General features: G+C 69.8%; 22 protein-coding genes. 11 read left to right on the forward strand and 11 right to left on the reverse strand.

Annotated elements, in window-relative coordinates:
• Positions 1 to 84 precede the first annotated feature (84 nt).
• Positions 85 to 321 (reverse strand): chaperonin, encoded by a 237-nt coding sequence (locus NR810_RS16570; RefSeq protein ID WP_257453576.1) that lies wholly within the window; start codon positions 319 to 321, stop codon positions 85 to 87.
• Between the two features lie 341 nt (positions 322 to 662).
• Between NR810_RS16570 and NR810_RS16575 the strand changes: the two genes are divergently transcribed.
• Positions 663 to 1,205 (forward strand): hypothetical protein, encoded by a 543-nt coding sequence (locus NR810_RS16575; RefSeq protein WP_257453577.1) that lies wholly within the window; start codon positions 663 to 665, stop codon positions 1,203 to 1,205.
• Between the two features lie 12 nt (positions 1,206 to 1,217).
• Here NR810_RS16575 and NR810_RS16580 read toward each other — a convergent pair whose 3' ends face one another.
• From NR810_RS16580 to NR810_RS16590, 3 genes are all read right to left on the reverse strand, one after another.
• Complete coding sequence (locus tag NR810_RS16580) at positions 1,218 to 1,679, reverse strand: hypothetical protein (RefSeq protein ID WP_407653789.1); 462 nt, start codon at positions 1,677 to 1,679, stop codon at positions 1,218 to 1,220.
• Positions 1,676 to 2,305 (reverse strand): anti-sigma factor family protein, encoded by a 630-nt coding sequence (locus NR810_RS16585; protein ID WP_257453578.1) that lies wholly within the window; start codon positions 2,303 to 2,305, stop codon positions 1,676 to 1,678. Before NR810_RS16585 ends, NR810_RS16580 begins: the two co-directional genes overlap by 4 nt.
• Before the next feature lie 69 nt (positions 2,306 to 2,374).
• Complete coding sequence (locus NR810_RS16590) at positions 2,375 to 2,995, reverse strand: RNA polymerase sigma factor (RefSeq protein WP_257453579.1); 621 nt, start codon at positions 2,993 to 2,995, stop codon at positions 2,375 to 2,377.
• 179 nt (positions 2,996 to 3,174) lie between these two features.
• On the opposite strand from NR810_RS16590, the gene NR810_RS16595 reads away from it, so the two are divergent.
• A complete protein-coding gene (locus NR810_RS16595) occupies positions 3,175 to 3,507 on the forward strand; it encodes a DMT family transporter (RefSeq protein WP_257453580.1) in 333 nt (110 codons plus the stop codon).
• Positions 3,508 to 3,522: 15 nt separating this feature from the next.
• On the opposite strand, the gene NR810_RS16600 is transcribed toward NR810_RS16595, so the two are convergent.
• The 4 genes from NR810_RS16600 to NR810_RS16615 form a co-directional block, all read right to left on the reverse strand.
• Positions 3,523 to 4,026, reverse strand: a complete 504-nt coding sequence (locus tag NR810_RS16600) for a hypothetical protein (RefSeq protein WP_257453581.1) — start codon at positions 4,024 to 4,026, stop codon at positions 3,523 to 3,525.
• An 18-nt stretch (positions 4,027 to 4,044) separates the two neighbouring features.
• On the reverse strand, positions 4,045 to 4,947 hold the full coding sequence (gene hemF / locus NR810_RS16605) for an oxygen-dependent coproporphyrinogen oxidase (protein ID WP_257453582.1): 903 nt from the start codon (positions 4,945 to 4,947) through the stop codon (positions 4,045 to 4,047).
• On the reverse strand, positions 4,944 to 5,699 hold the full coding sequence (locus NR810_RS16610) for a hypothetical protein (protein ID WP_257453583.1): 756 nt from the start codon (positions 5,697 to 5,699) through the stop codon (positions 4,944 to 4,946). Before NR810_RS16610 ends, hemF begins: the two co-directional genes overlap by 4 nt.
• A gap of 250 nt (positions 5,700 to 5,949) precedes the next feature.
• The gene (locus tag NR810_RS16615; RefSeq protein WP_257453584.1) at positions 5,950 to 6,237 is read right to left on the reverse strand and encodes a DUF3467 domain-containing protein; all 288 of its coding nucleotides are present in this window, start codon (positions 6,235 to 6,237) and stop codon (positions 5,950 to 5,952) included.
• A gap of 62 nt (positions 6,238 to 6,299) precedes the next feature.
• Between NR810_RS16615 and NR810_RS16620 the strand changes: the two genes are divergently transcribed.
• A complete protein-coding gene (locus NR810_RS16620) occupies positions 6,300 to 7,103 on the forward strand; it encodes an alpha/beta hydrolase (protein ID WP_257453585.1) in 804 nt (267 codons plus the stop codon).
• On the opposite strand, the gene NR810_RS16625 is transcribed toward NR810_RS16620, so the two are convergent.
• On the reverse strand, positions 7,075 to 8,439 hold the full coding sequence (locus tag NR810_RS16625) for an MEDS domain-containing protein (protein WP_257453586.1): 1,365 nt from the start codon (positions 8,437 to 8,439) through the stop codon (positions 7,075 to 7,077). The genes NR810_RS16620 and NR810_RS16625 overlap by 29 nt on opposite strands.
• A gap of 253 nt (positions 8,440 to 8,692) precedes the next feature.
• Here NR810_RS16625 and NR810_RS16630 point away from each other — a divergent pair, with 253 nt between their 5' ends.
• The 5 genes from NR810_RS16630 (at position 8,693) to NR810_RS16650 (ending at position 14,171) form a co-directional block, all read left to right on the forward strand.
• The gene (locus NR810_RS16630) at positions 8,693 to 9,391 is read left to right on the forward strand and encodes an ABC transporter ATP-binding protein (protein WP_257453587.1); all 699 of its coding nucleotides are present in this window, start codon (positions 8,693 to 8,695) and stop codon (positions 9,389 to 9,391) included.
• Entirely contained in the window at positions 9,388 to 11,940 is a 2,553-nt protein-coding gene (locus tag NR810_RS16635; RefSeq protein WP_257453588.1) for an ABC transporter permease, read from the forward strand. Before NR810_RS16630 ends, NR810_RS16635 begins: the two co-directional genes overlap by 4 nt.
• A gap of 5 nt (positions 11,941 to 11,945) precedes the next feature.
• Positions 11,946 to 13,127, forward strand: coding sequence for a lipocalin-like domain-containing protein (locus NR810_RS16640; protein WP_257453589.1), 1,182 nt, complete (start codon positions 11,946 to 11,948; stop codon positions 13,125 to 13,127).
• Positions 13,128 to 13,220: 93 nt separating this feature from the next.
• Positions 13,221 to 13,637 carry a hypothetical protein gene (locus NR810_RS16645; protein WP_257453590.1) on the forward strand — a complete coding sequence of 139 codons (417 nt, stop codon included), beginning with the start codon at positions 13,221 to 13,223 and terminating at the stop codon, positions 13,635 to 13,637.
• A gap of 117 nt (positions 13,638 to 13,754) precedes the next feature.
• Positions 13,755 to 14,171 (forward strand): DUF7793 family protein, encoded by a 417-nt coding sequence (locus tag NR810_RS16650; protein WP_257453591.1) that lies wholly within the window; start codon positions 13,755 to 13,757, stop codon positions 14,169 to 14,171.
• Positions 14,172 to 14,200: 29 nt separating this feature from the next.
• On the opposite strand, the gene NR810_RS16655 is transcribed toward NR810_RS16650, so the two are convergent.
• Positions 14,201 to 14,908, reverse strand: coding sequence for an MBL fold metallo-hydrolase (locus tag NR810_RS16655; protein ID WP_257453592.1), 708 nt, complete (start codon positions 14,906 to 14,908; stop codon positions 14,201 to 14,203).
• 122 nt (positions 14,909 to 15,030) lie between these two features.
• Positions 15,031 to 15,564, reverse strand: a complete 534-nt coding sequence (locus NR810_RS16660; protein WP_257453593.1) for an FHA domain-containing protein — start codon at positions 15,562 to 15,564, stop codon at positions 15,031 to 15,033.
• A 100-nt stretch (positions 15,565 to 15,664) separates the two neighbouring features.
• On the opposite strand from NR810_RS16660, the gene glpK reads away from it, so the two are divergent.
• Genes glpK through NR810_RS16675 form a run of 3 tightly spaced genes read left to right on the forward strand, consistent with a single transcriptional unit; the run spans position 15,665 to position 18,730 of the window.
• Entirely contained in the window at positions 15,665 to 17,149 is a 1,485-nt protein-coding gene (glpK, locus tag NR810_RS16665; protein ID WP_257453594.1) for a glycerol kinase GlpK, read from the forward strand.
• 37 nt (positions 17,150 to 17,186) lie between these two features.
• Positions 17,187 to 17,498, forward strand: a complete 312-nt coding sequence (locus NR810_RS16670) for a 4a-hydroxytetrahydrobiopterin dehydratase (RefSeq protein WP_257453595.1) — start codon at positions 17,187 to 17,189, stop codon at positions 17,496 to 17,498.
• Positions 17,498 to 18,730, forward strand: coding sequence for a hypothetical protein (locus NR810_RS16675; protein ID WP_257453596.1), 1,233 nt, complete (start codon positions 17,498 to 17,500; stop codon positions 18,728 to 18,730). Before NR810_RS16670 ends, NR810_RS16675 begins: the two co-directional genes overlap by 1 nt.
• Positions 18,731 to 18,777 lie beyond the last annotated feature (47 nt).

The raw sequence follows: 18,777 nt of genomic DNA on the forward strand, positions 1-18,777 counted from the left end.
CGGCCCGCGTCCGACCTCCCCCCGCCCCCCGACCCCCCAGTCCATGGACGAACGCGGGCCGTTGCCCCCAACCCCGAGTCCGTCTCAGCCGACGAAGACGATCTGCTTGCCCGTGGCCGAGGCCATGGCACGCGAGGACACCAGCCGGGCGGCCGCGCCCGTCTCACCCGCCACGTCGAAGGCCGCGGCGATCAGATCTCCCAGCGTCACCTGAACCTTGCGCGCGGGCTTGCTCGCCTTCGCCACCGCCCGCTTCGCCGTCCCCTTCACCTGACGCGCCACCCGATTCATCACCTGGCCACTCCGCTGGGTCTTCGCCATGGTCCGCCCTTCCCTCAAGTCTGGGTTGTCTATCCGGTTGCCCACACGCCCCACGCCGCCGCCCCACGCTCAACCCTATGAGCAATCCGTGTGCCTGAACGCAACCCCTTGAAATCACGTATATCCCACAAGGTAGGCGGCCGGGCGGGCCCATGCCAGGGACTGTCTTTTCTACAGAAGGGGGGTTGCACCCACTGGAACGAATGACCGGAACGGCACCCCGGACGGGAAAGGGAGCCGGGAGGGGAGAGAACCCCCTGCCCGGGAAGCCCTCGGGAGATCTACTGTTCATCGCTGGGTGGCAGCCATTCCGGCGAGGCCCACCCTACCCAGGGGTCGCAATGCAGAAGCAGGTCGTTCCGGCCAACGTCGAGGTGGTGGGCCAATCGCTCATGGCCATCCTCAACGCACTGGAGCTCATCAAGACGCAGGCGCAGAAGCTGCTGGCCGACCATGGCATTCCGAACATCGAGCCGGAGGGCTGGTACTCCATGCGCAACGCCATCGCCGCCATCGAGGCCATCGAGCAGAAGATCGGCCCGGTCACCATGCGCGCGGTGGGCCGTAAGGTTCCGGACCACGCCCTCTTCCCGCCCGAGGTGCGCACGCTGCGCGAGGCCCTGCAGGTGCTCAACGTGGCCTACCAGATGAACCACCGCGGGCATCAGAACGGCAACATCGGTGGCTACCACTTCGAGCCGATGGGAGAGCGCGGAGGCCGCATGGTCTGCGACACGCCCTACTCCTGCAACTTCGACCACGGCGTCATCGAGGCCATCTGCGAGCGCTTCCGGCCAAAGGACGCGACGTGGGTGCGCGTCGACCACGGCTCGGGCTGCCGGCAGAAGGGCAGCGTCGCCTGCATCTACCACATCCGTTGGTGAGGGGGCCCGCGGCTACTTCGCGGCGGGAGAGGAGAGCACGAGGATGAGCTCCCCGCCCACGTGCTTGCCGGCGCGCTGGTAGACGGAGCCCTCACGACCCAGCTCCACGTCCACGGCGGACAACTGAGGCACCTCCACGCGGAGGGTGGCGGTGTCGCCCTGCATGCGCAGCAGCCGCAGCGAGGCGTTCACCCCGTTGGGCAGCTTCACCTCGGTGGACTCCTTGCTGCCCACCTCGAGCGACTGCTGGGACAGGAGCTTGAAGGAGGTGAAGTTGAAGTTCTGACGCTGGAACGTCTCCTTCATCTTCTGGAGCGAGGAGGGCTCCACCTCGGTGCCCTTGCGCGAGACGAGCACCACCTCCACCTGCACCTTGAGCTTCTGCTGCTCCTGGGCCTGGGCCACCAGCGGAGTCAACAGCAGGCCCACCAGCGCGAGCACCAGCACGTTCATCGTCGAGTGCGTCGTCTTCACAGCTCACCTCCCTTGGGCCGGGCATCCTTGGCGGGATCATCCTTCGGGTCCAGCTCGTCGTGCTTGCCCGCGTCCCGCGAACCCTGCGGCGAAACGGCCGAGGCGTCGTGCGGGGTGTCCTGATCCACCACCCAGATGATGGTGTTGCCATCATCGGACTCGAGCACCACGGGGGCCACCTTGGCGCCCTCGGAGGCGCGAACCGCGCGCACCCGCATCCGGTCCCCGCCGTAGCCCATGGGCACCTCGTTCTGGGACATGAGCAGCGGCACGAGCACCAGCACGAGCACCGCCGCCGTGGCCAGCGAGGAGACCATGGCCGTGCGGTGGTAGAGGAAGAGCTCGGAGAGGGAGATGCGCAGCCGCTCCAGCAGGGGCGGACGCTCGGGCGTCACCCGGGCCATGACGCGCTGGGTGAAGTCCTTGAAGTCCACCTCGTCCACGGCCATCTCGAGCCCCACGCGCAACAGGGCGGACTCGGCGCGCAGGTCCGCCGCGCGGGTGGCGCAGTCGCGGCAGGCCGCCAGGTGGCGCTCCACGTTGACTCGCTCAGCGGGGGACACCTCCCCATCGATGTAGGGGGACAGCAGTGGGATGAAGCGCTCGCACGCGGGATTTCCGGCCATGTTCCTCACCCGGTGTAATGGGGGACTGGAGGGTTGGACGGCAGGTGGGGACCGATATTCCAGGTCCTTTCACTCACTGCCCACCCCGCTCTTGGCCTCGTCCAACTCCAGGTATTCACTCAGGATTTTCTGCACCTTCGCCCGCGCGTGGAAGAGCCGGCTCATCACCGTGCCCTTGGGGATGTCCAACGTGCGGGAGAGGTCCTCATAGGACATTCCCTCGATTTCGCGCAGCAGGAGGATGGCGCGATGCTTCTCGGGAACGGCCGCGAGGGCCTCCTGGATTTTCTCCGCCAATTCGCGGCGCAGCGCGCTCTTCTGGGGGTTGGTCCCCAGGCGGCTGCCCAACGCGCCGATGCGGGCCTCGGACAGGTCGTTGTTGGCGACGGACTCGTCGAACTCCTCGGTCTCCCCACCGGCGGCGCCCTTCCGACGCATCACGTCGATACAGATGTTGACGGTGATGCGGTAGAGCCAGGTGTAGAAGGACGAGTCGCCCTTGAAGTGGTCCAGGTACTTGTAGACCTTGACGAACGCCTCCTGGGAGACGTCCATCGCCTCTTCCTTGTCCTTCAGCATGCCCAGCGCGACGGCGTACACCTTCCGCTGGTAGCGTTCGACCAGGAGCTTGAAGGCGCGTTGGTCTCCGCTGCGGACACGCTTGACGAGAGTGAGATCGTCGGTAGCCAAGGGTGCGCCACCCTAGCATGAGCGCCCCGGGGCCCAAGCATTCCGTGTAACTGGCCGTTCACCGCCGGGCGGCTTCACGGCCCGGCGAGCGAAATCACCAACAGTGTTGACTGGGAAGCGGGCAGGCCCAGGCTACGCCCCCCTTCCAGGGGACCCAGCCAACGGAGGAGCTCCAGACCATGCCCGCCTACGTCTATCTCGGCATCGCCATCATCGCCGAGGTCATCGCCACCTCGGCCCTCAAGGCCACCGCGGAGTTCACCCGGCCCGGGCCCACCGCCCTGGTCGTCGTGGGCTATGGCATCGCCTTCTATTGTCTGAACCTGTCGCTGCGCTCGATTCCGGTCGGCATCGCCTACGCCATCTGGTCCGGCCTGGGCATCGTCCTGGTCGCGGTGGCCAGCTACGTGCTCTACCAGCAGAAGCTCGACCTGGCCGCCATCCTCGGCATGGCGATGATTCTCGGGGGCTGCCTCGTCATCAACCTGTTCTCGAAGAGCGCCGCCCACTGAGTCACAGGCTCCCGGTTACTCCTCCTCCCGCTCCGCCGTCACCGGAGAGGTCATCCCGTTGGCGTCCAAGGTGACCCGGAAGACGGAGACCTGGCCGTCACCGTCGAGGTCCCCCCGCGCGTAGCAGGTGACCTCCGCCTCGCCCAGGGGCGTCTCCTGCACCAGCACCTGGTACTGGTAGCGGATGCGCTCGCCGGGGGCGAAGCCGATGAGCTTCAGGTTCTCATCCGGCTCGAAGGGCACCGCCCTGCCGCCCCGCGGCACCTCCTTCGGCACCGGGCCCGCGGCGAGGAAGACGCCGTGCTCATCCCGGTAGGACTGCACGTCACCACAGAGGCGGAGCACGTTGACACGCGCCTCCTGGTTGAGGGCCTGGTCCTGCACGGGGAACCTGCGGCTGATGAAGTAGAAGGCGCCGCCGGCCACCGCCATCAGGCACGGCACGGCGAGCACCGCCGCCCCCAGGGCCACCTTCTTCCACGTGGCCATGCGCGGCTTGTCGGGAACGGGGTTCTCCACGGGGGACCCTCCTCCTCGTCAGCGAGCGCCCGCCCAGTCGCGGGGGTTGCGCAGCACCTCCACCAGCCTCGCCTCCTCGGTACCGGGAGCCGGATGGTGGTCGTAGCGCCAGCGCACCTGCGGGGGCAGCGACATGAGGATGGACTCGGTGCGCCCCTTCGTCTCCAGGCCGAAGGTGGTGCCCCGGTCCCACACGAGGTTGAACTCCACGTAGCGCCCGCGCCGCACCTCCTGCCAGAAGCGCTGCGCGTCCGAATAGGGCGTGTCCTTGCGCCGCTCGGCGATGGGCAGGTACGCGGGGAGGAAGGCCCGGCCCGCGTCCTTCACGAAGGCGAACTCGCGCTCCAGGTCGCCTCCCACGTTCTCGAAGAAGATGCCGCCCACCCCGCGCGTCTCCTCGCGGTGGCGCAGGTAGAAGTACTTGTCGCACGCCTCCTTGAAGCGCGGGTAGTACGCCGGGTCGTGCCTGTCACACACCTCCTTGTGGACCCGGTGGAAGTGCACCGCGTCCTCCTCGTGGAGGTAGTAGGGCGTCAGGTCTGCGCCGCCGCCGAACCAGGCCTTCCCGCCCTGGTGGATGAAGCGGTAGTTGGCGTGCACGGTGGGCACATACGGGTTGAGCGGGTGCAGCACGAGCGAGATGCCCGCGGCCCAGAAGGTGCGGCCCTCGCCCTGCAACTTCTTGGCGAAGGCCTCCTCCAGCTCGCCGAACACCACCGAGGTGCTCACGCCGCCCTTCTCCAGCACGGCCCCGTCCTCCAGCACGCGGCTGCGCCCACCACCGCCTCCCGGCCGCTGCCAGGGGTCCTCGCGGAACCGGGCCTTCCCATCCAGCCGCTCCAGGGCGCCGCAGATGTCGTCCTGCAACGCGTGGATGAACTCCACCATCCCCTGCTTCAACTTCTCCACGTCCACCGTCATGGGTTCTCCTGGGTCGCCACGGGCGCCTCGAACTGCACCGGGGGCACGGCGGGAGCCGTGTTGCCCGCCGCGTCGAAGACCTCCACCTTCGCGCGGTAGCTCTTGCCATCCTCCAGGGCGAAGGCGCCACTACAAGCCTCGTGCCCCACCAGGGCCACGCCATCGTGCAGCGGGGTGACGTAGTGCTGGGCCGCCACGTCCTCGCCGCGGCGCGAGAGCGTCACCACCGCGTAGGCGGGACTGTCCTCGGCCAGCGACATGCGCAGCTTGACGAAGCGCTCGGAGCCGTCGCGGGTGCGGCGGAAGAGGCCCTCGCTCACGGCGGGCCGCTTGAGCCAGCGCGGACGCGACACGTCCTGGCCCCGGCCACTGTGCCACTCGGGGGACGGGGAGCCCCCTCCGTTGAGCACCTTCACGTCGGGCAGCACGTCGTCCAGGCGCAGCGTGTAGGAGAGGCCCGGCTTGAGCGGGCCCGAGGGCCGGAGCACCACGGCGGAGCGCCCCAGGGAGCTGATCCACCCGCGCTGGATGCGCACCTCCACCTCGTGGCCATCCGCCTGGAGCCGCAGGACGCGGCCAGGCAATTCGGCCACCCGGGAGCTGAAGGCGCCGAGGCCCTCGAGCAGGAAGCGGGTATTGGTGGGCACCACCGCGCCGGGAGCGGGGAACACCTGCACCCCATCGGGGCAGGCGGCGCGTGCGGCCGGAGCGGTCAGGAAGAGGAGGACGAGGAGCGGGACGACGGGTCGCACGAGGCCAATGAGTCTGCGCTGACCCGGCGCCGGAGGCCAGTAATCCCGATGGCCTCCCCGCGGCTTTCCCCTGGCCAGGGACCTGGGAGTCATGACGCGGCCCGCCATCGGGGTCCGGAGAGGACCTCGGGAGTCCCGTGGTCGGCCCGCTCGTCACCGAGTCTTGGCCTGGCCGCCTGGTGGGCAGCTTCCCATCATGTTCCCCGTGCTCTCCCGCGACACCTGGTGAACACGGGCAGGCCGGACGCCCTCAGTGCATGGGACGGCCGTCGTCGGTGAGGACGATGGTGCCGTAGCGCGACTCGTAATTGGCGACGCCCTCCTGCAGCACCTTCAACAGGCGCTTGACGTGCTTGGGGTTCAGGATGACGCGCGAGAGCACCTTCGCGCGCACCGGATGCGGCTGGACGTGGATGAAGTCCAGGGTGAACTCCGTCTCCGTGTGGTTGACGAGGGCCATGTTCACGTACCGACCATTGGCCACATCGTCATCTATCTGAATCGGCAAGGGCTCGGGAGGCTTGGGTGTATCCGACATGGGGGGGGCATACCGCCGTCCGCGGGCCGTGACTAGACTGAGTCACGGTGAGAGCACAGCGGATGGACCCGGAGAAGACGGCGCCGTTCGAGCTGGGGCGGGGAGAGGATGCCTGCCTTCTGCTGCATGGCTTCACCGGGAGCCCCTGGGACGTGCGCCCGCTGGGCGAGGCGCTGGCGGCACGAGGCCTGTACGTGCGCGCCATCCAACTGCCGGGCCACGGCACCACCCCCGAGGCCCTGCTGAGCGTGGGACACCGGGACTGGGAGCGCGCCGCGGCCGAGGCCCTGCTGTCGCTGCGCGACCACCGGCGGGTCTTCGTGGCGGGGCTGTCCATGGGCGCCCTGCTGTCGGTGATGCTCGCGGCGGACTACCCGGAGCGCGTGCACGGGCTGGCGCTCATCGCCCCGGCGCTGCGCTTCAAGGGGCCGAAGATGTGGCTGCTCAAGCGCCTGCGCCACGCCGGCCTGCTGGAGCGGGTGAAGCCCTGGGTGGAGAAGACCGGAACGGACCTCTCCGATCCGGCGGTGCTCGCCGAGGCGCCCATCCTCCCGGCGTTCCCCTCGGCGCGGTTGCAGGACCTGTGGACGCTGCAGGACGCGGCGATGGAGGCCCTGCCCCGGGTGCGCTGCCCCGCGCTGGTGGCGGTCGCCGAGCAGGACCATGTGGTGGACCCCGAGGGCGGCCGGTTCCTGGCTCGAGGCCTCACCGCGTCGCCCCAGGTGCGCCACATCTCGCTGCAGGACGGCTTCCACATCATCCCGCGAGACAGGGGCGGACCCCTGCTCGCCTCGGAGGTGGGCACCTTCTTCGACCGGCTGCGATTATCGGACAGCCCTACGCGCCCAGCGGCAGGGATACGGTGAAGGTGGAGCCCTCCCCCAGCCGGCTCTCCACCGAGATGTCCCCGCCGTGCGCCTGGGCGATCTCCCGGGCGATGTAGAGCCCCAGTCCCAGGCCACTGGCCTCGTTGGCGCTGATGGCCCGCTCGAAGCGTTCGAAGACGCGGGAGCGGTCCTCCTCGCGCAGCCCGAGTCCCTCGTCCTTCACGGACAGGTGCGCCCATTGCCCGTCCGCCGTCACCTCGATGCGCACCGGCTTGCCCGCACCGTACTTGAGCGCGTTGGACAGGAGGTTGAGCAGGATCTGCTCGAGGCGGCCCCTGTCCCACAGACCCGTCACCTCGTGGCCGCGGGAGACCTCGAGCCGCACGCCCGCGTTCGCGAACTCTCCCGACATGCGGTCCACCACGTCCTCGACGAGCCCGCGCAGCTCCACCTGGCCCAGGTCGAGCGTCAGCTTGTTCGCATGGACGCGCGAGACATCGAGCAGGTCGGACACGAGCCGCGACAGGCGGCGCAGTTGCCGGTCCGTGCGCTCGATGGTGCGCGCCACGTTCTCCGGCATGAGGGCCGACAGGTCTCCCCGCGCCAGGGCGCGCGTGAGGGACTGCACCTGCAGCTTGAGCGACGTCAGCGGCGTGTTGAGCTCGTGGCTGGCCACGGACAGGAACTCGTCACGCGCCTGGACGGCCCGCTCCAGCTTGCGCTCCGCGCCCCGGAAGCGCTGGAGCTGCTGAATCATCCAGTCCACGCGCTGCTCGGTGGAGCCCTGGCCCAGCACCATCGCGGGCGTCTCGTAATAGAGGTTGGGACACACCTGGTTGCCGACGATGGCGACCGGGTGGGTGCGCAGCACGTCGCGGATGATGTCCGCGCCAAAGCGCTCGCGGTTGTACTGGCAGATGGCCGAGGCGCGGCTCCCCGGGAAGAAGTGGCTCAGACGGGCCTCGTACTCGATGAGCCCCTCACACCCGCACTCCTGGCCCAGGGCCCACGTCATCTCGCCCGTCACCCGGAAGCCGGTCCGGCCCGCGGCGACCGCTGCCTGCACGGTCTGGTCGAGGAAGGAGATCATCGCCGGCGGGTCGAACTTTCCGAAGCGCAGGTAGGCCTCGCGCTTGGTGGCGAACGTCAGCTGGCCCGAGCGCTCGTGCGCCTCGACATCCACCCCGTGGGTGCGAAAGGCCCGCCGGACTTCGTTCAGGCTCCGGTCGTCGATGACGTACAGGCACGCCTCGTTGCGCGCCAGGCCCTCGGCCATGTAGGGCACCACCGCGTCCCACTGCTCCCTGGCGTTCTCGTACACCAGGCACAGGTGGTCGCCAGGGCCCATTCGTTGAAGCTCTTTGTGGATCTCCATCCGCTCGTGTTCTCTTGACCCTCGGTGTCGAGGAGTAGGTTCAAGTCGTTGGGGGACAGACAAGACACACCGGGAGTCCGGGGCATTCCATCCCGCCCGGGGCAGGACCCAACCAGGAAGCGGATGCCTCCTGGCTTGCCCCTCATGAGTGCGAAGAGGAAGGCGTGAGAAGGGCCCATCATCCACCCGTGAAGACGGCCATGCATCGAAACCATGCAGGAGTGTCACGAATCCATTAGGCACTCCCCCACGCATGCCCCCCGCCCAGCCCGTTGTCGAGCTCCACGACGTCTCGAAGTCCTACGCCGAGGGCGATGCCGTCCGCGAGGTGCTCTCCAACGTGCGCCTCACCCTGCACGCGGGTGAGTTCGTCGTGCTGCTCGGCCGCAGCGGCTCGGGGAAGTCCACGCTGCTCAACCTCATCAGCGGCATCGACCTGCCTTCTCGCGGCACGGTGCGCATCGACGGCCGCGAGCTCGTCACCCTGAGCGAGCACCAGCGCACCCTGCTGCGCCGCGACCGCATCGGCTTCATCTTCCAGGCCTTCAACCTGCTGCCCACCCTCACCGTGGAGGAGAACATCCTCCTGCCCCTGGAGCTCACCGGGCGCGAGGGCCCGGCGTCACGCGGACGCGTGCGCGAGCTGCTCGACACGGTGGGCCTGGGCAACCGCGCCAGCAGCTTCCCCGACCGGCTCTCCGGTGGTGAGCAGCAGCGCGTGGCCGTGGCCCGCGCGCTCGCCCACGCCCCGCCCCTCCTGCTGGCCGACGAGCCCACCGGCAACCTCGACGAACAGACGGGGCGCAAGGTGTTGGACCTCCTGGAGGGCCTCACGCGCCGGGAGCGGGCCTGCGCGCTCATCGTCACCCATGACCCGGGCCTCGTCTCGCGCGCGGACCGCGTGTTGCAGCTCGAGGCGGGCCAGCTCGTCGAGCGGGAGGCCCGCGCGTGAGACAGCGCCTCCTGGCCCGCGCCAGCCTGCGCCACCTGGGCAGCCACCCGTGGCTCACCGCCCTGTCCCTGCTGGGCATCGCGCTCGGCGTGGCGGTGGTGGTGTCCATCGACCTCGCCAACGCGAGCGCCATGCGCGCCTTCGAGCGCTCCACCGACACCGTGGCCGGCCGTGCCACGCATCAGCTCGTCGGCGGGCCCGCGGGGCTGCCGGAGTCGGTGTACCGGGACGTGCGCCTCCTGCCCGGCGCGCCCGTGTCCGCTCCCGTGGTGGAGGGCCACGTGCGCGCGACGAGCGGCGACAGGCGCACCCTCACCATCCTGGGCGTGGACCCGTTCGCCGAGGCTCCCTTCCGCTCCTTCGTGCCCAGGGGTGGCGGCCCCGTGGACCTGGGCGCCTTCCTCACCTGGCCCGGCACCGCCCTCCTCACACGGCGTACCGCCCAGGCCCTGGGCGTCAGCACCGGAGACACCCTGGACGTGGTCATGGAGGGCGTGACGCGGCGGCTGCGCGTGACGGCCACCCTGGAGCCCGAGGACGAGGGCAGTGCCCGCGCCATGGAGAGCCTCGTGCTCACCGACATCTCCACCGCGCAGGAGGTGCTCGGACAGGTGGGGCGGCTCTCGCGCATCGACCTCCTGCTGCCAGCCGGTGACGCCGGAGAGGCTCAACTGGCGCGCCTGCGCCCGCTGCTGCCCGAGGGCGCCGAGGTGGTGCGGCCCCGCGCGCGCGGCAACGCGGTGGAGCAGATGACGCGGGCGTTCCGCACCAACCTCACCGCGCTGTCGCTGCTGGCGCTCGTGGTGGGCACGTTCCTCATCTACAACACGATGACCTTCTCGGTGGTGCAGCGGCGCGAGCAGCTCGGACGGCTGCGCGCGGTGGGCATCACCCGGCGCGAGCTGTTCGCCCTCGTGCTCGTCGAGGCCACGGCCCTGGGCCTGGTGGGCACGGTGGCCGGGCTGCTCATGGGCATCATCATGGGCCGGGGGCTGGTGGAGCTCGTCACCCGGACGCTCAACGACCTGTACCTCGTGGTGAGCGTGCGGGGCCTCTCGCTGGAGTCGTTCACGCTGGCCAAGGGCGTGCTGCTCGGCCTGGGCGCGACGCTGGCCGCCGCGCTGCTGCCCGCGTGGGAGGCGGCGCGCTCGGCCCCCGCGGTGACGCTGCGCCGCTCCACGCTGGAGGACGTGGCCCGGCGGAGGGCTCCGCGGTTGGCCCTGCTGGGGCTGCTCGTGCTCGCGTTGGGCGTGGGGCTGCTGGCCCTGCCCACTCCCGAGCTGCTTCCGGCCTACGGTGGCCTCTTCTCCGTGCTGCTGGGCGCGGCGCTGCTGGTGCCCTGGTTGACGACGCTGCTCGCGGGCGCGGCGGCGGGTCCGCTGGGGCGTCCCTTCGGGCTGCTGGGGCGCATGGCCGCGCGCGGTGTGACGTCGAGCCTCAGCCGCACCGCCGTGGCCCTCGCCGCGCTCATGGTGGCCGTGGCCACTACGGTGGGCGTGGGGCTCATGGTGGCCAGCTTCCGCGGCACGGTGGCCGAGTGGCTGGAGGCCTCGCTGCAAGCGGACATCTTCGTCTCCCCGCCCGCGCTCGTCACCCGGCGCGGCGGAGCCACCTTCGCCCCGGGCCTCGCCGAGCACCTGCGCGAGACTCCCGGCGTGGCCCGCAGCACCACCATCCGCACGGTGCAGGTGCGCGTGGATGGCATGCCCACGGACCTGCGCTCCGTGGACTTCGGCACCGTCACCGTGCGGCCCTACCGCTTCAAGCAGGGAGACCCGGAGCGCGTGTGGAAGGAGCTGGAGGCGCCGGACACCCTGCTCGCCTCCGAGCCCTTCGCCTTCCACCGCCGCCTGGGCGTGGGCGACTCCGTGGAGCTGTCCACGGACAAGGGCCCGCGCCGCTTCCGTATCGTCGGCGTGTACTTCGACTATGGCTCGGACGCGGGCACGCTGCTGATGCCGCGCGCCACGTACCTGCACCACTTCGATGACCCGAGGGTGAGCGGCGTGGCCCTCTACGCCGCGCCCGGACAGGACGTGGACGCGCTGGTGGCCCGCGTGCGCGAGCGCGCCGGGAGCGTGCAGGCGCTCGACATCCGCTCCAACCGCGCGCTGCGGGAGACGTCCCTGGAGGTGTTCGACCGCACCTTCACCATCACCCACGTGCTGCGGCTGCTCGCGGTGGGCGTGGCCTTCGTCGGCGTGCTCAGCGCGCTCATGGCGCTGCAACTCGAGCGCGCGCGCGAGCTGGCCGTGCTGCGCGCCACCGGCCTCACGCCCCGCCAGCTCTGGGGCCTCGTGTCCCTCCAGACGGGACTGCTGGGCCTGCTCGCGGGACTCTTCTCGCTGCCGCTCGGCGTGGCGCTCGCGTACGTGCTCGTCCACGTCATCAACCAGCGCTCCTTCGGGTGGACGCTGCAACTGCTGGTGGTGCCCGGCGTGCTCGTACAGGCGCTGGTGCTGGCCCTGCTGGCCGCGGCGCTCGCGGGCCTCTACCCGTCCTGGAAGATGTCGCGCGCCAACCCCGCGAACGCGCTGAGGGAGGAGTGAGGACGATGCGCGGACGCGGACTCGTCATCGGCGTGGCGGTGGTGCTCGTGGGGCTCGGGGCGGGAGCGGTCTGGGTGACGCGGGATGCGGCACCGGCCCCGAGCGGCGCGCCGACGCTGAAGGTGGCGGAGGCACTCGGAGGTGGAGCGGGCGGCGAGGCCGGTTACACGCGCGCCCTCGAGCCCCGGGAGTTCCACTTCCCCGAGGACCATGGTCCACACCCCGGCTTCCGCACCGAGTGGTGGTACTGGACGGGCAACCTCTCCACGGCGGACGGGCACGACTTCGGCTACCAGCTCACCCTCTTCCGCAGCGCGCTGGCCCCCGAGGACGCGCCGCGCGAGTCCGCGTGGGGCACGCGGCACGTCTACATGGGACACCTGGCGCTCTCGGACATCAGCGGCGGGCGCTTCCACGCCACCGAGCGCTTCACCCGCGACGCGCTGGGACTCGCGGGCGCGCGGACCGAGCCCTTCCGCGTGTGGTTGGAGGACTGGAGCGCGGAGGCCCTCGCGGGCGGCGCCCTGCCGATGAAGCTCACCGCCCAGGGAGACGGGGTGTCGCTGTCGCTCGTGCTGGAGGAAGGCAAGCCCCCGGTGCTCCAGGGTGACCGGGGCCTCGCCCGGAAGGGAGCCGCACCGGGCAACGCCTCCTATTACTACTCGCTCACCCGGATGCCCTCGCGCGGGCAGGTGATGGTGGACGGCCGTGTCCACGAGGTGACGGGCCAGAGCTGGATGGACCGCGAGTGGAGCACCCGCCCGCTCGGCGAGAACCAGGTGGGCTGGGACTGGTTCGCGCTCCAGCTCTCGGACGGCGGCGAGCTCATGTACTACCAGCTCCGTCAGAAGGACGGCTCGGTGGACCCGTTCAGCGCGGGCATGCTCGTCCCCGCCCGGGGCGAGCCCGTGCGGCTCTCTCGCGACGACGTGCGGCTGGAGGTGTTGGACACCTGGAAGAGCCCTCGCGGCGGCACGGTGTACCCGGCGCGTTGGCGTCTCTCCATTCCCTCACAACGTCTGGAATTGAACATCACCCCCGCCCTGGCCGACCAGGAGCTGCCGGTGAGTGTTCGCTACTGGGAGGGCTCCGTCCGCCTCTCGGGCACGCACGAGGGCCAGCCCCTCGAGGGCCGCGGCTACGTCGAATTGACGGGTTATGGAGACACGCCGCCGCGAGAGCGTTGAAAGACTGGACAGAAGCGACAAAACCCTTGCACTCCCGCTATTCTTCTACAATTACACGCGTAGGATGCGCGGCAAACGTCATGGGGGGGTCACATGGCCATCCGCCGCGAATGGAAGCTCGGGACGCATTCCGCCTACTTCGAGCAACCGGACATCCTCTGGGTGAGGATCGACGGTGAGACCACGTTCCAGGATGCAGTCTGTCTGTCCGAAATCTATGGGGAGCTGGGCAACCACCGCCCCATCTTCGTGGTGACGGACCTCCGGGGGGCTACCACCGTCGACTCCGAGGCGCGCAACTACGTCTCCCGGAACGTCAATCCCGCCTGGTTCCTCGGCTCCGTCTACATCGGCGCGGGCTTCGTGCAGAAGGCCGCGGCCAAGAGCCTCGCCTTCGTCCACTACCTCACGGGCCGGCTCACCTTCGATCTGCACTTCGTCGGCTCGGAGGAGGAGGCGCGCGAGCTCCTGGCCCGCGAGCGTGCTCACCGCCGCGCCCGGGTCGCCTGATCGCCTGCAACGGGCTCGTCCGGCCGGGCCCCGACATGACCGCTCCCGTCACGCCTTCCGGGTACCACCTACCGGATGGCCACGGACTGAGATACACCGGCAGTCACGAGGCTCCCCATGACGGCTCCCCGCGAATGGTCCATCGGCACCCACTACATCCGCTTCGAGCAACCCGACACCCTGTTCATCAAGATCACGGGTGACATCGGTCTCGAGGAGGTCAAACAGCTCGTCGAGATCTGCCGCGAGCTGGCCGAGAAGAAGCCGTTCTATCTCATCACCGACCTTGCGGAGATTGGCACCATCCCCTCCGAGGCCCGGGGCTACGCCTCCAAGAACATCCGCCAGGAGTGGTACCTGGGGGTCGCGTACATCGGCGCCAACTTCGTGGCCAAGGCCGCCGCCAAGGGGCTCGCGCTGATGATGTATTTCACGGGCAAACCCTCGTTCGACCTGGAGTTCGTCCACGACGAGAACGAGGCGCGTGCCGCCATCTCCCGCCAGCGCCTCAAGCGCGCCACCAAGGTGGCCTGACGCACCGGGCCCGAGTCCCCGCCCTCCACCTACAGCATGAATGACTGCTCGGCCGGCGCGTCGTGCGCGTCGAGCGGGCGCGTGTTGTAGGCGAGCGCCTCGGCCAGCCGCGCGGGCTTCTCGTTGCGCGGGGACGTCATCAACTGGATGAACGCGTCGTGGTCCAGGCGCAGACGCGGGTTGGTGAGGCGCTCGTGGCCGATGGTGCTGAACGTGCGCCCGCCGTAGTCGTGGGCGGGGTACACGAGCGTGTCCTCCGGCAGTGACAGCAGCCGCTGGAGGCTGCGGTACTCGGCCTCGGCGTCACCGGTGGGCAGGTCCGTGCGGCCCGTGGCGCCGATGAGCAGCGTGTCGCCGCTGAGCACCCGGTCCTCCATCACCAGCACCAGGCCGTCCGACGTGTGCCCCGGGGACTCCCAGACGGTGAGGCGCACCTCCCCCACCTCCAGCACCTCCCCGTCGCTCAGCACCCGGTGCACCGAGCCCTCGGGAGCCCCGGCGATGACGGCGCCCGTCATCCGCGCCAGCTCGCGGCACCCGGACAGGTGGTCCGCGTGCGTATGGGTGTCCACCACCAGCTTCAGCCGGAGCTGGTCCTTCGCCAACCGCTGCATGTAGCCCGGCAACAGCTCCAGCACCGGGTCCACGATGAGCGCCTCGCGTGTCCGCGGGCTGACGATGAGGTAGGTGCGGCAGCTCGCCCCGCCGTTCAACTCCTCGAAGATGAAGCCCTTCATCCCCTGCCTCCCCTCCCCGGATGCACCCTCACGCCCGGGACGGGAAGCAAGTTAGGCACTGTTGGCCGCTGGCACGTCCGGAGGGAGACCCCGGGGCATCGAGACGCCCAACAGTGGACGGTTCAGCGGGCCACGGAGGGGATGGCGGCGCACAGGTGCGCGTGCAGCGTCTCGGTGCGCACGTAGAGGAACTGCGCGTCGCCGAAGGCCAGCCCGTCCCCGTCGAACAGCTGCTGCTCCTGGTCTCCCAGGGCGATGGCGTTGACGAACGTGCCGTTCATCGAGCCCGCGTCACGCACGTAGCAGCTGCCGTCCCCCGCGCTCCAGCGGATGAAGGCGTGGAACTTGGAGACGGACGGGTCGTGCACCACCAGGGAGCTCGTCTCCAGCCGCCCCACGGCGAACACCTCACCGTCCATCTTCGGCTTGAGGAAGAGGACCTGCAGGTGCTCGAAGCCCTGCAGCATCGCCATCAGCCGGTCCGCCAGCCGGGAGCGGTGCGCCATGAACACCGTGCGCGCCTCGCCCATCTGCTGGGCCACCCGCTGGAAGACGGGCGCGGGTGGCTGCTGGATGAGCGCCACCGGGCCATGCTGGTCCTGGAACGTCTTCACGTCCGTCTGTACCAGCGCTCGCAATTCCCTCACGGATGGCATGGCGCGCAAGGGTAGGCGTGTACGCGGCGCGTGCCAAGAGCCCTGGCTCGGTTATGGTTCGCCCGGACACCACGCAGGCAGCCGCAGGAGGCTCCATCTCATGGCGAAGGCGAAGTACGTGCTGGCAGTGGACCAGGGCACCACCGGGACGCACGTCTCCATCCTGGACGACAAGCTCCGGGTGGTGGGCAGCGGCTACCGCGAGTTCACCCAGTACTTCCCCAAGCCCTCCTGGGTGGAGCATGACCTGGAGGAGATCTGGGCCAGCGTCGAGTACTGCGTCCGCCAGGCCCTGAAGAACGCGGGGCTGGCGGGCAAGGACATCTCCGCGGTGGGCATCACCAACCAGCGCGAGACGACGGGCCTGTGGCTGCGCGACGGGGGCAAGCCCCTGGCCCATGCCATCGTGTGGCAGGACCGGCGCACCTCGGAGCACTGCGCGAAGCTGCGCGAGCAGGGCGAGGAGGCCCGGGTGCGCAAGACGACGGGCCTGGTGTTGGACCCGTACTTCTCGGGCACCAAGCTGAGCTGGATGATGGAGCACGTGAAGGGGGCCCGGAAGCGCGCCGAGAAGGGGGATGCGTGCTTCGGCACCATCGACACCTGGCTCGTCTACAAGATGACCGGGGGCCAGACGCACGTCACCGACGTGTCCAACGCCAGCCGCACCCTGCTCATGGACGTGTCCCTGCTCAAGTGGGACGAGGCCATGCTGTCCCTCTTCAAGGTGCCGTCCGCGTGCCTGCCGGAGATTCGCGGCTCGGCCGAGGTGTATGGCACCACGAAGGGCATGCGCGGCCTGCCGGACGGCATCCCCATCAGCGGCATGGCGGGAGACCAGCAGTCGGCCCTCTTCGGGCAGGCGTGCTTCAGCCCTGGAGAGGCCAAGTGCACCTACGGCACCGGCGCCTTCCTGCTGATGAACACGGGCGAGGCCCCCGTGTACTCGAGCGCGGGGCTGCTCACCACGGTGGCCTGGCGCATCGGGGACAAGACGGCGTACGCGCTGGAGGGCAGCTCCTTCATCGCCGGCGCCGCGGTGCAGTGGCTGCGCGACGGGCTGAAGGTCATCAAGAAGGCCGGGGACGTGGAGCCGCTGGCCGCCAGTGTGAAGGAGAGCGGGGACGTGGTGTTCGTCCCGGCGCTCGCGGGGCTCGGGGCTCCGCACTGGCGTCCCGAGGCGCGCGGCCTCTTCGCCGGCATCGACCGCTCCACCACGGTGGCCCACCTGGCGCGCGCGGCGCTGGAGGGCGTGGCGATGCAGATCAACGACCTGGCCGATGCCATGCGGCGCGACACCGGCCGGGAGATTCCGGCCTTCAAGGTGGACGGAGGCGCCTCGGCCAACAACCTGATGATGCAGTTCCAGGCGGACATGCTCGGCACCGAGGTGGTGCGCCCGCAGAACCTGCAGACGACCAGCCTGGGAGCGGCCTTCCTGGCGGGCCTGGGAGCGGGGGTGTGGAGCGGCACGGACGCCATCCGCCGCGCCTGGAAGGTGGGCAAGGTCTTCAAGCCGAAGATGAAGGCGGAGGTGCGTGAGCGGCACCTGACGAAGTGGCGGCGCGCGGTGGAGCGCGCCTGAGACAGCCTCCCCCGATTCACGATAGGAGAAAGCGCCCATGGCCTACGACAAGACGCAGCTGGCCCCCGAGGCCCTGAAGCAGTTCCTCACCGAGCACCCCGAGTGGAAGCACGAGGGCGGGATGCTCCGCCGTACGTATGAAGCGCCGAGCTTCCTGGCGGGCATCGAGTTCGTGAGCCGGGTGGCGAAGGCGGCCGAGGCCGCGGACCACCACCCGGACATCGACATCCGGTGGCGCAAGGTGACGCTGGCGCTGGTGACGCACGACGCGGGCGGCCTGACGTGGCGGGACACGAAGCTGGCGGCCGAGTCGGACACGCTGTTCACCCAGGTGGTGAAGCAGGGCTGATGCGAGCCGTCCTCTTTCTCTGGGTGGTGCTGCTGGCGGCTCCGGCGGCGTGGGCGCAGGACGAGGTCCCCGAGGCCACGCGGCCGGAGCGGCTGTACCTCAACTCCGGCGTGCTGATGGGCTCGTCGCGGGTGGTGGCGATGGGCGGTGCCTACGTGGGCATCGCCGAGGGCGTGGCGGGCTTCACCAACAACCTGGCCGCGCTCGCCCACCGCTCGCCGCAGCTGGACCGGGACTGGGACGTGGGCGTGACGCTGTCCTGGATGGACCTGCCGCTGGCCAAGGCCAAGGGCAAGGACCTGGACAACGACGGCTTCGCCGACGACGCGCCCACCACGCTCCAGCTGCTGGGCGCGGTGCTGCTGCAGTACCGCAACTTCGGCATGGGCTTCTCACTGCGCAGCTACCAGGTGGGCTACTGCAACACCGTCCACTGCGACCGGAGCGACCTCATCCGCGTGTCTCTCATCCAGACGGCGCTGGCGGGGGCGCTGGCGCTGGGGCGGGACGACTTCATCCTCGGCTTCGGCATCTACAGCGCGCAGGCGGTCCTCAGCCACAAACCGGAGGGGGACTGGCGGTACGGGAACACGGGCATCGCGCTGGACATGCTCTACCGGCCGCAGGGCAGGCCGTACCGGTTGGGGGTGTCGGTGAGGCCGGAGGTGGTGGGGCAGTGGCGGCGGGACGTGGGACAGGTGCCCTTCATCGCGGGCCGGCAGCTGTACTCGGCGGTGGTGTCACCGGCGGTGCTGTCGCTGGGAGTGAGCTGGCGGCTGGGAGAGGGGGCCGAGCACTACAACCGGCTCTCGCCCGCGGCGCGCAGACAGATGCTGGAGGGGGAGCACTTCGCGGAGGTGCCGCCGGAGGACGAGGGAGGGCTGGCGGGCCGGTGGCTGCTCAGCGCGCAGGCGGACTTCATCTCTCCGGCGGAGAACGCGGTGTCGATCCACTCCTTCACGGCCCTGACGGATCCGGTGAAGGTGGGGGCGTCGGGGATGCTGCAACCGAGGCTGGGGGTAGAGCACGAGACCTGGCCTGGGCGGCTGCGCACGAGGCTGGGGGTGTTCGTGGAACCCTCGCCCTTCGCGGACCACCTGCCGAGACCGCACCTGACGGGAGGCTTCGAGCTGTTCCTGTTCCGCTACCTGGAGGACTGGGCGCTGACAGCCTCCTTCGATGCCTCGAGGCGTTACTCGAACTTCGGTATTTCGGTGGGCTTCTGGCGTTAATGTCCCCGTCCCCAACTCCTCCCTCTCCCTCTGGGAGAGGGTCGGGG

The sequence above is a fragment of the Archangium lipolyticum genome (genome assembly GCF_024623785.1).
Classification (GTDB): domain Bacteria; phylum Myxococcota; class Myxococcia; order Myxococcales; family Myxococcaceae; genus Archangium; species Archangium lipolyticum.